We start from the raw sequence: 16,862 nt of genomic DNA on the forward strand, positions 1-16,862 counted from the left end.
ATAGCGTATTGACAAACAATTACTTCACGCCATGCAGCAAGTACCATTATATCAGCAATTCACCCTTGTCCGCACACAATCTATCCGTTCCTTTATTTACGGTCAAAAAACGAATACGTCAGGCGATCGACGAGCCGTGGGAACAGCTGATACAATCGCAATGCAAACCCGGCATAACGCGGCAAATCCACTTCCTCACGTCGGCGTTCCATCATGCGTACGATCTCGCGACAAACTTTATCCGTCGATAACATAAAGCTACTCACATTGCTCACATAAGCCCCTGTCGGGTCCGCACGATCAAAGAACGCGGTACTGATCGGACCCGGGTTGATCGCAGATACGGTAATGCCGCTGTTCCGCAGCTCCTGACGCAATGAATTGGTAAAGCCCAGCACCGCGAATTTGGTTGCCGTATAGGCGGTTGATTTGGCAGTCGGAAATTTGCCCGCCATCGACGCGACGTTGATGATCTGACCGCTACCGCGCTTCAGCATATGCGGAACAATCGCTTTGGTACAACGAACGATGCCCATATAATTCACATCCATCATCTGCGCATATTCATCTACACCCGTTTCCGCCAGTGTCGTGAATTGCCCGTAGCCCGCGTTGTTCAGCACAATATCAATGCGTCCGTACTGGTCTAGCACCTGCTGCACCACTTTCTCGACATCCTCCTGCTGCTGTACATCCATACGATACACGCGATGCTCACCTTGCAAGCCAGCCGATAATGTCCTTAGCTTATCCTCCGAACGGGCAGTCAATATCGGAATGGCGCCTTTCTCCGTCAATAATTGCGCTGTATGAGCGCCCAATCCGCTTGAGGCGCCGGTAATGAATACGATTTTGTTGTTCAATTTCAACGCCAATCCCTCCAGTCTACCTTATTTTAGGTGATGCACGGTTACATATCCAGCACAAACAAAAAAGCCGTTCTTTCCCCCTCTACCAAAGGGGCTAAAGAACAGCTTGCTTGTTTACTACATTTTCATTAAATTGTATCTTACTCAGAAACGAAATCAAGCAATAAGCGAAATTAGGATACCATAACTTGAATATCCAGCTCGCCGATCCCATCCATAATCAATGGAATCGTCAGTGCTTTGGCAGACATAAAGCCTGTTACCGCACTCGTTTTCATCACTTTTGGTGGCGTGATATCTACTACTACACCTTGATTCGATAAAATAGTACTAGCGTTACCGCTGATCATATTGCCCAGCTCCGAAATCGCGCTCTGTCCCATCTCATCCATCTCCGTTAGCACAAAACCGCCCATCATTGCCGAAACCATACGCAGTGCTACACTTTCATGAATACCGAAAATAATATCTCCGCTCATTTGCCCGGTCATACCAATTTGAATCCAGATATGATCATCAACCAGCTCGATATCTTTGATACCGAGACTGCCTGTAGAAGGTGAGACTTGAACGACCTGACCAATAACGAGTCTCGCTGCTTCCAAAAATGGATTAATAACTTCCGCCTTCATACCTTAATACTCCCTCCACTAATGGGCTATATTTTAAATGAAACTTATGACCTATGATTAATATGCTCATTATACCTTATAACCTAGGACAATTCATCCAGAAACATGGCTACAACCCAAAATTTTAAAATTATTTTTACAAAATGGGAGCGAAATCGACATGTTACGATTTTATTGGGTATAAAGACTGGTATAACGAACCTTTTTATGGGTCCATTTGACGACTTTTTATTATTATCGGAAGGTAACGATGTTTTATGTAGACCAAAAGCTGGCGTTTTATTCAAATTTCAGTGTTTTTCTGGTAAAAATTTCGTCGAATTTCGCTGTAAATGATCCATGATTGCTTTTGCAAAACTTGCGAAATGAAGAATTGGATTTTCAGCATCATTGCCGCTTTTTCGGCAATCCACTATAATTTACTCACAGGTGTACATAAGGAGGAACTCATGAATATCAGTCAACTGGAAACATTATTGACCATTTCGCGGACGATGAGCTTCCGTAAAGCAGGCGAGCTGCTGAATCTGACCCAGCCTGCGGTGTCCGCCCAGATCAAAAGTCTGGAGGACGAGTTCAAGACGGTACTGGTGAACCGGAACCAACCGGTGACACTGACCGATCAAGGAACGGTCTTTCTGGAGCATGCCGAACAGATTCTGGCTGTTGTGGAACAGCTGAAGCAGCGTCTGGCGGATCTGGATGAGACTCCACAGGGACGCATTCTGCTCGGCACGACAACTTCGTTTGCCATTCAGATTCTGCCGCGCGTGCTTGCTTATTTTCAAAATCAATTTCCGCTGATCAAAACGATGATTCATTCGATGCCTTCCTCCCAAATCTACTACAGTGTGGAAAATGGTATGGTTGATGTTGGAATCGGTTACCTGATCGAACGCAACCCGAACCTCGAAACCTCCATCCTGTATTACGATATGTTTGAGCTGGTCGTTTCTCCCCAGCATCCGCTGGCTCGCACCAAAAAGGCAACCATTCAGGATTTGCAGCATCTGCCGCTTATCATGCTCTCACCGGATACCGTCGGACGCAAATTCGTAGATGATGTATTCAAAAAGCACGGCGTTGTGCCGGAGATCATTATGGAGCTATCCAGCAGCGAGGAAGTAAAGCGCATGGTCGAGATCGATCTCGGTGCTGCAATCATCTCCCGCCAATCCATCTCCAGCGAGCTGCGTCATGGCACACTGGTCATGATTCCGATGCCAGAGTTTGAAGTAAGTCACCCGGTCGGTCTGATCTACAAATCCGGTCGTTATCTGAATTCGGCGATGCGCCAGTTTCTGGATGATCTCAAAGGCATGCCAGAAGACCGCTTTATCAGCCCTGAATAAATCGACAGGATAACTGTACGAAGTTGCGATTCTCGTGTGCTGCAACTGGTGATATGTTATGTACCAGTTCATCCGCACCTCATTCCCATGGAAGCAAAGGAGCCTGTTTGCCAATGAAATTCGATCTTCATACTCATCATTATCGCTGTGGACACGCGGATGGCGACATCCGAGACTATATTGAAGCAGGCATTGCCGCCGGGCTGCAAGTGATCGGCATTTCCGATCATACGCCATACTTCGGCTTTGACGAAGACCAGGCATTTCCTAATACCGCTATGGGCAAAAGCCAGCTATCCGCCTACGTGCAGGAAGTGCTGGATCTGAAAAAGGAATATGAGGGCAAGATCGACGTTCTGCTCGGCATCGAATCCGACTATTTCCCGCATCATGCCCATTTGTACAAACAACAGCTGGATCTATATCCATTTGACTATATTATCGGCTCTGTTCATTTTAGCAGCGGTCGCAGCATCTTCGATCCTACTCGCTGGGATGAATTGGACAATGCCGGCAAAGTAGCGGTCAAGGAAGAATACTTCCGCATGATCGGCGAATCCGCCCAGAGTGGATTGTTCCATATTCTTGGTCACATTGACGCCATGAAAAGCAACTACCCGGCGTTCACCGACATCGAAGCACCGCAAGCGCTGGATCAAATGCTGCAAACGATTGCTACTTCTGGCGTCGCCATCGAGGTCAATACCTCTGGCAAAATCAAAGCCTGCGGACTCTGGCACCCCGTCGATGCCATTCTGGAACGCGCCTACCATTTTGGTGTAGAAATTTCCTTCGGCTCCGACTCCCACATCCCACAACGCGTCGGCGACGATTTTGATGTAGTGGCTCAGAAGCTACGCGATATCGGCTATACCGAATGGGTATATTACAAACAAAAACAACGCCAAGTCGTGGCGCTGTAATAGTAAAATCAATCTGTAAGCATCTGATCACCATCCAAGTCCTGCCGACCAAAGCAGGACTTTTTTGTTTTCCACTAACCATAACTAGATAACCCCTTATCCCTCTAACATCCAATAAAACAAGTCCCCTACTCTAAAAAAACCGTACCCCATTGTAACAAATACAAGGTTTACGGTTTACGGTTTACGGTTTACGGTTTACGGTTTACGGTTTACGGTTTACTCTTCTGCCCTTCCAACTGCTCCCCTCCGTATCTGGACAAATCCGACATAGCGCGGAAGCACATAGCGGCGTAAAGGGAATAGGGAACAAAGACGACTTATAGTGTTTTCTTCAAACACGAGGTTCAATAAAAAGTGATTTTTGCGGAAGCAAAATATCTTACTGCTTTGGAGCGCGGGAATCTACCTTCACTTCCATTGCGTAGATTCCTGCGGCTCCACCGGAGTCTGTTTCCCCTATCCCTTTACAGAGCGATTGTTGCTCCAAGCTCAAACTGTCGATTTCCCCACCCATACCCACAAATAAAAAGAGACCCGCCAAGTCGACGGGTCACATGCATATACCAAAAAGGGGGTCTTACACTATGTATCTTACCCGCTCCCTGTTAAAGTTAGATTGCAACCACATTGCAGTTGCATAACATTAAATAACATAAGCATTTCCACTCCAGCTAACGTTTCCTTGGTGTATCATCCATACCAGCAGTACTCACTGCCCGCCGCTCCCGATTCACCAGTACAATCCCGCACGTCACCAACGCCAGCGCCGCAAATGACCAGATCGATGCCTGTTCATGCAGCCACAACGCCGACAGAATCACACCGAACGGCGGCGACAAAAACAAATACATCGACACCTTGCCGACCTCGTTGTACTTCATCACCGTATTCCACAGTGCAAACGCACCAGCCGACAATAGCGACAAATACAGCAGCATGAGTAGCCCCGTCCCATCCCAATCAAACGGAAACGGATTCCCCGACGCGCAACCGACGATCACCAACCCGATTCCACCCCAGAACATCTGTCTGCCAGTCAGACTGATCACCGGTTCAAAAGCTGCCTGACGACGTGCCAGCACATTCCCAACACCGCCGGACAGAGCAGACAGCAGCATCAGCAATTCAGCCACGCCAAATGCCAGATGCTGATTACCCCCAGACGCCATCCCCATCACCGCAATACCGCCAAAGCCGAGCAACAGCCCCAGCCACTTACGCGTAGACAGACGCTCCGTACGCACCAACCAGCGCACTGCCAGCAGTTGGAACAACGATACTGAACCTGAAATGATCGACATCGTCATACCTGAGCCGTTGCCTAGCGCCGCATATACGAAAATATACTGCAAAAAGGTTTGCGTTAATGCCAGCACCACCAGCGAAGAAGCTGGAATACGCGGCGCCGGAACACCACGCGGTTTGAGCAGCCACGCCAGTCCCATTAGCAGCAATCCCGCTAGTACAAACCGATACCCTGCAAACAGCCACTGAGCGAACAGATCGCCACTACCAATATGTAGATGCGCATAGCTTAATTTGATAAAAGGCAATGCACTGCCCCATAGCATCGTTGCCAGCACTGAACTGACAACAACGCCAAGGCGACTCGTAAACCAGCGTTCCACCGTCATGGCGCAACAGAATCGCCGCCGTGTTCACGCGAGGACGCATACAGTGCGGCGCGGTCTTTGCGGAGCTGAAATTCACTCTGAGCGACCGAGTACACAATGATGCCCATCTCCTGCCAGTAGCTTTTGATACCGGAATTAGAAGGCGGCTGTTGACGCATGCCGTTCTTTTCCAGCACCCGGATCGACAGATCGTTTTTGACATGACAGCGACCGACGATATGAGACAAGCCCATTTGCTCAAACCCAAAGCTGATCAGACTGCCCACTGCTTCGGTAGCATAGCCTTTGCCCCAAAATGTTTTGCATAGCGCAAAGCCAATTTCAGCGCGCGCGGCATGCTCGTCCCAGCGTTGAAAGGAGCAAACGCCGTACATGGATTCTCCATCTTTGGACATGATCGCAAAATGAATCGAACTCATACTGCGGAACGCTTCCTCCACCCGGCGCCCAAGTCGATCTGGCTGTAGCACCTGATATTCCTTCATCTCCGGTGTACCGTACAGATAGGTGAGCACCTGGGGATCGCTAGCGCACTCCCACCAGCGCTCCACGTGCTCCGCTGTCAGGCGACGCAGCACCAGCCGGTCGGTATGCAGCTCAGGCACAGCCCTTTTCAAATCCTGTTTATTCAGCATCGCCATTCCTCCGTTTCCTTACTTCTGCAATGCCCGGTAGATACCGGTACGCAGTTCTTTCATATAATAATCCAGCGCCGGAATACCAGCGTCAACCGCATCCTGTACAGCTTGCTCCACATCATACGGAATACGGGCAAATTGAATGGAATACGGAACTGGCTCCGTGGCATCTGGTTCGCCTTCAAGAATGACATACGATGCTCCTTTGCCATCTAATGGATTACCAACGCTACCGGTATTAAACAGGACGCGTCCATCCAGATGCTGCAAATACGCATTATGAATATCACCATAGCCGACCAGCTCGGGAATGCGCGGAAGAGATGTATCTTCGTCCGGCACCGGAGCAAACATGCCCATGCGACTGTCCAGATCGTCCCACGGTTGTACACGCTGAAATACACTTTCCGGTGAAGCGTGGACGAGCGAGATCAGCCGTCCGCTGAATGTAAAGTCATATCGCAGTGGCAAGGAATCCAAAAAGGACAACCGTTCTTCGCCCAAACGGCGATGATGCCAGCCGAACAACTCATCTTCGTTGCTCATGCGCACGATCAGTTCCTCCCAGTTGCCGCGCAGCACAAGTTCACAGCGTTCTCTCACACTGTCGGTAATAGCAACCGAATCCGGTCCCTTCCCCACAATGTCGCCAAGACAAAAAATGCGCCGTATCCCACGGCGATCTATATCATCCAGCACTGCCTGCCAAGCAGGCATATTTCCATGAATATCCGATACAAGTGCAATACGTTCCATGATTTCCCCCTCCATCCTGACCGTTTGCCGGCATAATTCAGTAAGCGCCCGCAGATCAGGTCGACGCGCGGTGCAAGGTAAAGATAGTCAGCTCCGGTCGGCACATAAACCGCACCGGTAGCTGCGACATCCCGATTCCTCGATTCACATACAGCGGCAGATGACCGTTGATTCCAGCCTTGTAACCGCCCATCACATATTTGCGTGAGCCTTTGGGCGTAATGACCGCTCCGACCAGCGGCACCCGAATTTGCCCGCCATGACTGTGCCCGGACAACTGCAAGCCGAATTGTAATTCCTCTGGTATACGGTCGGCATAATCCGGCTCATGCATTAGCAGAATGCGGCAGGCATCATCTGGAATGCCTTTCGCTCCTTTATGTACATCCGGGTTGCCGAGCAATTGATCATCCAGTCCGGCGATTGCCAGCACGCCGTCATCGCGAGTGATGACATGATTTTCGTTAATCAGCATCTGGAATCCACCTTGACGCATCTGCTGCGATACTGCTAGCACATCATCCAGATAATCGTGATTTCCGAGTACGGCGAACTTGCCTAGTGGTGCCTGCATTCGCTGCAAAGCGGCAATTCCGCCATTCAGCTCGCTAGCATATTCATCTACCATATCACCGGTAAAGCACAGCAGATCAGGCTTTTCGCCCATAATCACATCTGCCAGCTTATCCAGATCGCCGATATTCTTGCCCATGCCGAGATGCATATCGCTAAACTGTACTAGCCGCATCCCATTCAGACTAGGTGGCAAATTGGGCAATTCCAGCGAAATATATACCTTTTCCAGCCAGTTCGGTTCCCCGATCCAAGTGTAACTCAGCCCACCCAGACCAAGCGCTGCGCCAGTGGCAAGACTGCCTTTGAGAAACTGACGCCGACTGAAGGTGCGAGGATGCTGTGGTTTGTTCTGATTTGTATTTGAATTGATTGCTGTCCATACACGCAATTCCGGGGAATGGGTACTCCCGAAGCAGGTATATGCTTGATTATAATATGGCTTCAGGTATGTTCCCTCCATTTCCCATCCAAACGGCGATCCGCTGTTATCATTATAAGTTCTCATAATATATAATGATTATTTTGCCGAATCCTTGCGCCGCCGTCAAATGTGGAACGAAGCAATACCCAATCATACATCGTGCATTGCCAGCAATACAGCCTGCTGTATCCTTTAGAACATGAGGTATTCTGCTCTTCTCAATCCAACCATGCTTACGCCGATTCGGTTCCTCGGAATACCACTTCCTGCAATCGCTCTTCTGACGCCTCGTAAGCCACTTCCATGCCTTTTTCGGCGATCAGGGACTTGGACACTTCACGATAAATAATCGTCGCTTCAAACGGCTTCAGGAACGGGAACGGATCAAGTACAACCTGACGCTCATCCAACCATGTTGGCATAATAGTCTTCTGGTCGGCGGCGTCCAGCTTTTTACCAACTTCAAAGCCTTCTTTCCACCATTCCATCTCGTCTTTTTTGTCTACACCCGGCTCGTTCAAGCACACATACAGCGACAGATCATCGCACAATTCCAGCACAGCGCGATGGTAACGTAGCTCCTCTTCGCCCGGTGCGGTCTGCTCTTTGATCCGCTCCTGACGCTTCTTCTCCTCATCCAGAAACCCTCGTCCAAATGGATCTTGTGCACCATATTCACCGATTAGCGCGCCATAATGGAAGCTGGCAAGCATGCCTGCATACGGACACATCTCCTCTAACTGATCAATCCCGTATCGGTAAAATACCAGCTTCGCAGGCTCTGGAAAATCCATAAACGAAAATGGACGCTCCTTCACTTCATTCCACATCGGAATCTGATCCAGCGGAATCCAGCCGCGATCATGCTGCTCACAAGCGAGTAACACATCGTCCCAGCGCTGCTGATCGCGTGAAGCCCCTTGATCCATATGACGGGAAATCGCTCCCGATATACGGGCATGGTCATGCTGTCGAATCATAATAAATGAATCTTTTCGTTCTCTCCAGATCATATCTGTCATCCCCCTAGTCATGTACTTGCTGTCATTATCTATATATCCTTAGCGGTTCTGTTCCAACCAGCTTGCTGCATAATCCACCAATCCACGTTGTTTGATCAATTTGGCAGTCGCACTGCCGATGGTGCCTTGAACGACCAGATGCGGACAATCCTGCTCCAGATCAGCACCAATACGGTCAAAGTCATCAGAATCAAAGTTCAGATCGCGGAATCGTACCCATTGCTTGCCCTTCTCCGTCGTCATCGGTGCATCCATGGTGATCTGCTTTTTGCCATTCCATTCTCCATGATATTCCGCCAGATGAATCGAAGTGTTGGTGAGATACGTCGTACCGAGCATCAGCACGTATCCATCAGCGTCATATAGATGTTGAAGCGGCGATTGATCGCCCAATCCAAAGTCCAGCGGATGCTGCTCCGCCCACTCTTTTCCATGCTTGCCACGAATCGCAAATGATACATGCGGATGATGACTGCGATACACACCATGTTGCTTGCGGAATGTCTCAGCGATCACCCCCATGCCTGTCGTAACGGTAAAATCTGGATCATACGGCGGCATACTTTCGCGAATCAGATCCCACCAGCGCGGATCGGCTGGCGGGTAGCGCCATAATTTGGGATCGGTCAATTGTGATGTCTGCGTTGGCATCATGAGGGTGCCTTCGAAGCCGAGCACATCTTCTAACGCCAGAATGACCGTTTCCGCACCACCGGGAATCCAGCCGCCGATTTGTTTGAGCGAGGAATGCAGCAGCAGATTCATGCCGGGCTGCACGCCGAGCGCGGCAAATTCAGTTTTCAATTGGGTATAGCTAATCGGACGTTCCGTAATCATATTCATTCCTCCGGTCATATCTTGCTGCTATGTATATTTCAGGTACAGCAACCGAACAGATAGGAAAAAGCGGGCTGCACAATTGTGTGCTACCCGCCTTCACCGGAACCTACACGACGAGTGTATTTCCGTTCTGTATTTGCTGCCGGTCTATATGAAATTATACACTCAACCAGCGTTTAAACATACGTTTGTTCGTTTCCTTGTTCAGATCCGCAATAGATGTTGTGAGCGGAATGCCTTTCGGGCAAGAACGTACGCAGTTTTGCGAGTTCCCGCACGCTTCGATACCGCCTTCGCCCATGATCGCATCCAGACGTTCTTCCTGATTCATCTCGCCTGTCGGATGCGCATTGAACAAACGCACCTGAGACAATGGTGCCGGACCGATAAAGTCCGTTTTCTCATTCACGTTCGGGCAAGCTTCCAGACAAACGCCGCAGGTCATACATTTGGACAGCTCATACGCCCACTGACGCTTCGTTTCCGCCATCCGCGGACCCGGACCAAGATCATACGTACCGTCGATCGGAATCCATGCTTTGACCTTTTTCAGCGCGCTGAACATGCGGCTGCGGTCAATAACAAGGTCGCGTACGACCGGGAATGTTTTCATCGGTGCAATCGTGATCGGTTGCTCCAGCTTGTCGACCAGCGATGAACATGCCTGACGCGGTTTGCCGTTGATGACCATCGAGCAGGCTCCGCATACTTCCTCCAGACAGTTGGATTCCCAGCATACCGGAGCGGTGTCTTTGCCCCCGCTGTTGATCGGGTTACGCTGAATTTCCATCAAGGCGCTAATTACGTTCATACCCGGACGGTATGGAATCTCAAATTCCTCATTATACGATGGACCTTCCGGTTGATCCTGACGGGTGATGACAAACTTCACTTTCTTGGCTGTCTGCTGTGCTGCCGGGTTTCCGGTGGTTACTGCTTCCGCCATTGCTAATGCCCCCTTGTTTGGACAATAAGATAGGTTGCGTGTGCAACATGATGCTGATCAGGCTCCCTGTAGAATTACGTCATGCACAGAAAGCCTTGTATTGGCTGAACCTGACATTATCATAAACAGACTTGACGTCTTAGCTTTTGGAATAGTCGCGGATACGCGGCGGGATGAGCGATACATCTACTTCGTCGTAGGAGATCTTCGGTCCATCCGGTGTCCAAGTGGCTACCGTTGTTTTCAAGAAATCTTCGTCATTCCGACTTGGGAAGTCTGGCTTGTAGTGCGCGCCGCGACTTTCATCACGGAGCAGAGCACCGAGCGTCATCGCTTCTGCCAATTCCAGCATGTTCCACAGCTGACGGGTAAAGGCTACGCCCGGGTTGTTCCAGCGGGAAGCATCGTTGACGTTGATCTTGTTATACCGCTGCTTCAGTTCCTTGATCTTGTTGATCGTCGCTTGCAGCTTGTCGTTGTAACGAACAACCGTCATATTGTCGGTCATCCATTCGCCCAGCTCACGGTGGATCACATAAGCGTTCTCCGTACCGTCCATACTGAGCAGACGCTCATACTTGTCTTCCTGCTGCTTGCGTGCGCCGTCGAATACACTTTGCGATATATCGGCAGACGATTTTTTCAGACCTTTGACATATTCGACTGCCTTCGGACCGGCGATCATGCCGCCATAGATGGCAGACAGTAACGAGTTGGCGCCCAGACGGTTTGCACCGTGATACTGGTACTCACACTCACCGGCTGCGAACAGACCTGGAATATTCGTCATCTGGTTATAATCGACCCACATGCCGCCCATCGAATAGTGGACTGCCGGGAAGATTTTCATCGGGATTTTGCGCGGATCGTCGCCCATGAATTTTTCATAGATTTCGATGATGCCGCCCAGTTTGACGTCTAGCTCTTTCGGGTCTTTGTGAGACAGATCGAGATAGACCATGTTTTCGTTGTTCACGCCTAGTTTCTGGTTAACGCAGACGTCGAAGATTTCGCGGGTAGCGATATCACGCGGAACGAGGTTACCGTAGGAAGGATATTTTTCCTCCAAGAAGTACCAAGGCTTGCCGTCTTTGTACGTCCAGATCCGTCCACCTTCTCCACGCGCTGATTCAGACATGAGACGCAGCTTGTCGTCGCCCGGAATCGCGGTCGGGTGAATCTGGATAAATTCGCCGTTCGCGTAATTCACGCCCTGCTGATACACGGCACTTGCCGCTGTACCTGTATTGATAACCGAGTTGGTCGTTTTACCGAAAATAATACCAGGACCACCGCTCGCAAGAATGACCGCATCCGCGCCAAACGTAACGATCTCCATCGTACGCAGATTTTGTGCAGCTACACCGCGGCATACCCCTTCGTCATCCAGTACGGCATTCAGGAATTCCCAGTTTTCGTACTTGGTGACCAGACCAGCAGTTTCCCAGCGACGTGCCTGCTCATCCAGTGCGTACAGCAATTGCTGACCCGTCGTTGCACCTGCAAAGGCGGTACGGTGATGCTTCGTTCCGCCAAAACGACGGAAGTCGAGCAGACCTTCCGGTGTCCGGTTGAACATGACGCCCATCCGGTCCATCAAGTGAATAATACCCGGTGCCGCATCACACATCGCTTTGACAGGCGGCTGGTTGGCGAGGAAGTCACCACCATAGACTGTATCGTCAAAATGCAGCCACGGCGAGTCACCTTCCCCTTTTGTATTAACCGCACCGTTGATACCGCCTTGTGCACATACGGAGTGCGAGCGTTTGACCGGTACGAGTGAGAATAAATGAACGTGAACGCCAGCTTCCGCCGCTTTGACGGTTGCCATCAGACCAGCGAGACCGCCGCCCACGATAATAATATTGGATGTTGCCATAAGAAATTACCCTCCCCTTATAACGTGCCTACTCCGGCAGGTGAGCAACGAATCCGCTCTGCCGGTAATTTATGCGACCAGATGACGAATACTTTCAAATGCAACAGTCGGATCTTGGAAGTCCACATTGCGGAATGCCACCATGGACAGCAAGAACATAATTGCAACCACCACGAAGATGGTCATGCAGATATAGCTGGATACACGCTGCGCGCGCGGTCCCACTGTGATGCCCCACGTAACGAGGAAGGACCAGAGTCCATTGGAAAAGTGGAACGATGCAGAAACGACGCCGATCGCGTACAATACGAAGGTAACAGGATTGGTCATAATATTGTGCATAATCCCGCCAAGCTGTTCATGTGTTACATTGCCCAGTGCAACTTGGAAACGTGTATCGTACACATGCCATGAAATATAAACAAATGTAATAACACCGGTTACACGCTGAAGCGTATACCGCCAGTTGCGCTCATTGCCGAAATGATTGTTGTTCGGTTTCGCCTGATACGCGATATACAGACCGTAAATCCCGTGATACAGCAATGGCAAAAAGATAAACACAAGTTCCAGAAACAGGACTAGCGGCAAACCGTTCAAAAATGCCACACCTGAGTCAAATGATTCCTTTCCCCCTTCGTATGCGGAAAAGTTGGTGATCATATGCTCAATAAAGAACAATCCGAGCGGAATGATCCCGAGCAGCGAGTGCAGCCTTCTGGCGTAGAAGCCTTTCATGAATGACGTTCCCCTTTCATAATAAGAGCGTTTTCATTGCGACAGGCATGTAAAATGCCGCCTAGACTCGGATAGACGGTAATAAATCGGACCTCCGGCTACCCTTGCATAGGAAGTTCCCCATCTTCCGCAGCGTTGCAACCTGTTATTTAGCCATCATCGTATCTTGCGTTACAGTCACTCCATTCAGGGAGGCTGTCACATAAAATTACGTTGTGAACAAGTTGTGTCTTTTTCATGTTACTCTAAATTGTCTTATAATGGAATTGCAATATAATTATTAATTGTTATAACTTTTTTGCATAAGAGAGGAGACTTTTGTCAGATGATTGAAGATCTGGATGTGTTTGCAGTCGTTGTTGAGCAATCCAGCCTAAATCAGGCTTCCCGCCTGCTCAACTTATCGCAGCCTGCTTTATCACGCAAAGTTGCCAAATTAGAGGAACAGTTAGGCGTATCGCTATTCAATCGCAACGGTAAACGGCTGGAGCTAACCGCGATCGGACGGCTAACGTATACATTCGCCTTGGAACAGCGTCAGCAGCAGCTGCGCTTTTTGCAAAGTTTGAACCGCTACAAGTCCGAGGAACAGACCACCGTCACCTTCGGCGCCAGCCTGACTACGTTACAGACGACGATGCCACCGCTCGTACGCAGCTTTACCGAGAAGCATCCGTATGCCGAAGTGAAGCTAATTACGGGCAAGACACATGAGATTGTCAATGACATTCGTGACAAACGTGCTGATATCGGCATCGTCGCTTCGTCGATCCATGAATCCGGTCTTGTCTGCGCGCCACTGTTCGACGATCACTTAGAACTGGTCATTCCGAAAAGTCATCCGCTTGCTGAGCAGAAACAGCCGGGTATGCAAAGTCTGCAAGGATTGCCGATGATCATGTTCTCCAAAGGCACCTGGTATCGCAAACTGATCGACGATGTATTTCACCGTTACATGGTCATGCCAGACTTGCGCATGGAGATTGATTCCTTTGAAGCAATTGTACGCTTACTTCCGATCTGTATGGCGGCGGCACTGTTACCGCGCTCGTATATCGGGGAGCAGCTGTTGTCTAGCAATGAATTGGTATCGCTACACATTCCAGAGCTGGAACAGACACGGCGCACAACCTGTCTCATTTACAATGAAGCGGCAGAGCTGGGTAGCGCCGCTCGCCAGTGGATTGCGGATACAACTGCCAATTTTGGCGACCGTTCACCGATGATTCGCGATGCCAATATCCGGGTGGAAGATAATCCGCCTCTATTGGAAAATGAACAATTATCACCGGATGAAGAGTAACATTGCACTCGCCGTTTACCTTTTTACAATCGTGAACATACATCCTGGCATTCATACACAATCCCGTTGTAAAAGAAGACATGAGTCTTTTGCAATGGGTACGGTATTGCGATACACTTGCATTACGTATGCCTGCGCTCATCCACTACTCTATCAGAGCAAGATCATAGTTGATTCCAGCACGGTTTGTTGCGGTTAATATCCCGTATCATTACAGACTGCAATTTACAGCATACATTCATTTATTTTCATTATGAGGAGGAACTCATGAATCCAACCGGACAGCCCGTACAATTGAAACCTAATTATAAAATACTGGGCATACTTGCTATGATCGGTCTGATCTTCTTTCTGTTTACACAGGTGTTTCCCATTACGCCGTCCGACACACTGGAAACCGAACAGACCGCATCCATCACCCCACAGCAAGCGCTGCAAACCGCAGAAACATTCAAGTCCAGTCTGCCGTTGAACCCAGAGGAACGCAGTAATCTAGGCACGCCCAGTGTTACCTACGTAACCAATGCAGAATTGAGCGGTTATATCGCGCGCGAGAAGCTAGGCAGCGAATATTCCAAATCCGTCGAGAAGCTCGCTCCCTACGATGTGTTTCGCGTTCATTACGGCAACCCTGCGTATTCTGTAGATATTGATGTACATATGAACACCGGCAATGTCACTGGCTTCAAAATCGGTAAAGTGTCCCATGCACTGAGCAGTATGACGAGCATGACTACCGAATCCCCAGTCAGCAATGATGGCTCGCTCACCCTTGCGGATAAAGAAGAACTGGCACATCCGCTGTTGCTAACGCTCGGCTACGATCCTGCCAAACTGAAACTGCAAAGCACTGAAGATCAACCGGGGCTGGATTATATAGTAGATGGCGCTACAATCGGCGACGCACAATTGCACCTCAAATTGGCATTCGACGACAATCAGGTTGCATCCCTAGAACCCGTATTGACACCACCATCGTCGTATACCGGTTATATCGAGTCCCAGACCAATCTGGCGCTCTGGTTAACGCTGGGCGGTTACGGCTTCTTCACACTGGTGCTTGGCGTACTAGCGATTGTGTTCGCATCGATCAAACGCCGCCATACTTCTTTTAAAAGAGGAATTATTCTCAGCATCATCTACTGCGCAGTATCGATCATCAGCGTTGTGAACATGTGGCCGTATCTGGAGCGCATGTATGGCGGCGGCTCTTACGGCGAATTGACCATGCTCATCATGGTTGCACTGCAACTCGTACTGAATGTGCTGATGGCAGTACTGCTATACTTCTCGCTTGTCGGCGGGGATGCATTATGGCGCGAGCGCGGCATGAATATGTGGCCACGTCTCCGTGAAAAAGGCTATGGCACCTATGTACTGCACAGCGCAGCGATTGGTTATCTGTTTGCAATCATTTTGCTGGGCGTGCAATCGGTCATTTATCTGTTGCTCGAAAACTCACTTGGCGTCTTCTCGTCCAGTGACGATTCCAGCTCACCATACAATATGGTCATTCCCGTTCTATTGCCGCTACTAGCATGGATGGCAGGCATCGGCGAAGAAGGTGTATACCGTCTGTTCGGGATCGGCATGCTCAAAAAGCTGCTGCGCAATACATTTATCGCGTCCGTCCTGACATCAATCATCTGGGCGCTCGGTCATACGCTGTATCCGATCTATCCGGTCTACTCGCGTCCGATTGAGCTGCTAATTATCGGTCTGCTGTTCAGTCTCGTGTTCCTGCGCTATGGCTTTATGGCTGCGGTCTTCGCACACGTCATGTTCGATACCATTCTAATGTCGTTCAGCCTGATGTTAACTGGCGGCGCAACCAATGTGGCGTTTGGTATTTTCTATATCATTATGCCAGCGATTATCGCATATCTGATCTATCTGTATGCACGTAACAAAGGTGTGGATAACGCCTATCCGCCATACACACCACCGCCGCATCCGTATGCACCATTCCCAGGTGCTGTACCGGATGGTGGACAACCATACTATCGTCCAGATTTGCCACCGCCGGGTAACTTGCCAAACGATCCGCAGCGATTCCGTATGTATGAGGAACCGCAGCAAGGTCAGTCACAACCGTCTGATCCACAACAGCCGACACAGACACCATATGATGGGCATTCCGTTCAGCAGAACGTACCGCCCGTGCGACAACAACCAACGGATACCTCATCCGTGCAATCGGAGCACAATGATTCTTCTCTACAACAGAATGATTCTTCACAACAGAAGGATTCCCATTCGCTGGACAAAGATGACGATCCCGATCGCAAAGTGTAAAGGATCAAATACGAATAGATATACTGAAACAT

At 49.6% G+C, this 16,862-nt stretch carries 15 protein-coding genes; 4 read left to right on the top strand and 11 right to left on the bottom strand.

Annotated elements, in window-relative coordinates:
- Positions 1-92: 92 nt before the first annotated feature.
- Positions 93-869 (bottom strand): SDR family NAD(P)-dependent oxidoreductase, encoded by a 777-nt coding sequence (locus ACE3MZ_RS18740; protein ID WP_411343628.1) that lies wholly within the window; start codon positions 867-869, stop codon positions 93-95.
- Positions 870-1,042: 173 nt separating this feature from the next.
- Complete coding sequence (locus tag ACE3MZ_RS18745) at positions 1,043-1,501, bottom strand: chemotaxis protein CheX (protein WP_411343629.1); 459 nt, start codon at positions 1,499-1,501, stop codon at positions 1,043-1,045.
- Between the two features lie 449 nt (positions 1,502-1,950).
- Here ACE3MZ_RS18745 and ACE3MZ_RS18750 point away from each other — a divergent pair, with 449 nt between their 5' ends.
- The gene (locus ACE3MZ_RS18750; protein WP_411343630.1) at positions 1,951-2,853 is read left to right on the top strand and encodes a LysR family transcriptional regulator; all 903 of its coding nucleotides are present in this window, start codon (positions 1,951-1,953) and stop codon (positions 2,851-2,853) included.
- Positions 2,854-2,966: 113 nt separating this feature from the next.
- Positions 2,967-3,776, top strand: coding sequence for a histidinol-phosphatase (locus ACE3MZ_RS18755; RefSeq protein ID WP_411343631.1), 810 nt, complete (start codon positions 2,967-2,969; stop codon positions 3,774-3,776).
- Positions 3,777-4,450: 674 nt separating this feature from the next.
- Here the strand turns inward: ACE3MZ_RS18755 and ACE3MZ_RS18760 are convergent.
- From ACE3MZ_RS18760 to ACE3MZ_RS18800, 9 genes are all read right to left on the bottom strand, one after another.
- The gene (locus tag ACE3MZ_RS18760) at positions 4,451-5,413 is read right to left on the bottom strand and encodes a DMT family transporter (RefSeq protein WP_411343632.1); all 963 of its coding nucleotides are present in this window, start codon (positions 5,411-5,413) and stop codon (positions 4,451-4,453) included.
- Complete coding sequence (locus ACE3MZ_RS18765) at positions 5,410-6,048, bottom strand: GNAT family N-acetyltransferase (protein ID WP_411343633.1); 639 nt, start codon at positions 6,046-6,048, stop codon at positions 5,410-5,412. Before ACE3MZ_RS18765 ends, ACE3MZ_RS18760 begins: the two co-directional genes overlap by 4 nt.
- 18 nt (positions 6,049-6,066) lie before the next feature.
- Positions 6,067-6,807: a metallophosphoesterase family protein gene (locus tag ACE3MZ_RS18770; protein ID WP_411343634.1), complete on the bottom strand. Its 741-nt coding sequence runs from the start codon at positions 6,805-6,807 to the stop codon at positions 6,067-6,069.
- Between the two features lie 55 nt (positions 6,808-6,862).
- Positions 6,863-7,843 (bottom strand): metallophosphoesterase, encoded by a 981-nt coding sequence (locus ACE3MZ_RS18775; protein ID WP_411343635.1) that lies wholly within the window; start codon positions 7,841-7,843, stop codon positions 6,863-6,865.
- 194 nt (positions 7,844-8,037) lie between these two features.
- Positions 8,038-8,817: a DUF3891 family protein gene (locus tag ACE3MZ_RS18780; RefSeq protein ID WP_411343636.1), complete on the bottom strand. Its 780-nt coding sequence runs from the start codon at positions 8,815-8,817 to the stop codon at positions 8,038-8,040.
- Positions 8,818-8,865: 48 nt separating this feature from the next.
- Entirely contained in the window at positions 8,866-9,663 is a 798-nt protein-coding gene (locus ACE3MZ_RS18785; RefSeq protein ID WP_411343637.1) for an aminoglycoside N(3)-acetyltransferase, read from the bottom strand.
- Positions 9,664-9,823: 160 nt separating this feature from the next.
- Entirely contained in the window at positions 9,824-10,612 is a 789-nt protein-coding gene (gene sdhB, locus ACE3MZ_RS18790) for a succinate dehydrogenase iron-sulfur subunit (RefSeq protein ID WP_411343638.1), read from the bottom strand.
- A gap of 139 nt (positions 10,613-10,751) precedes the next feature.
- The gene (gene sdhA / locus ACE3MZ_RS18795) at positions 10,752-12,494 is read right to left on the bottom strand and encodes a succinate dehydrogenase flavoprotein subunit (protein ID WP_411343639.1); all 1,743 of its coding nucleotides are present in this window, start codon (positions 12,492-12,494) and stop codon (positions 10,752-10,754) included.
- A gap of 69 nt (positions 12,495-12,563) precedes the next feature.
- Positions 12,564-13,232, bottom strand: coding sequence for a succinate dehydrogenase cytochrome b558 subunit (locus ACE3MZ_RS18800; protein WP_411343640.1), 669 nt, complete (start codon positions 13,230-13,232; stop codon positions 12,564-12,566).
- A 325-nt stretch (positions 13,233-13,557) separates the two neighbouring features.
- Between ACE3MZ_RS18800 and ACE3MZ_RS18805 the strand changes: the two genes are divergently transcribed.
- A complete protein-coding gene (locus ACE3MZ_RS18805; RefSeq protein ID WP_411343641.1) occupies positions 13,558-14,535 on the top strand; it encodes a LysR family transcriptional regulator in 978 nt (325 codons plus the stop codon).
- Positions 14,536-14,802: 267 nt separating this feature from the next.
- Entirely contained in the window at positions 14,803-16,830 is a 2,028-nt protein-coding gene (locus ACE3MZ_RS18810; protein ID WP_411343642.1) for a type II CAAX prenyl endopeptidase Rce1 family protein, read from the top strand.
- The last annotated feature ends 32 nt before the right edge of the window (positions 16,831-16,862 follow it).

Source organism: Paenibacillus sp. WLX1005, from assembly GCF_046603685.1.
Taxonomy (GTDB): Bacteria; Bacillota; Bacilli; order Paenibacillales; family Paenibacillaceae; genus Saccharibacillus.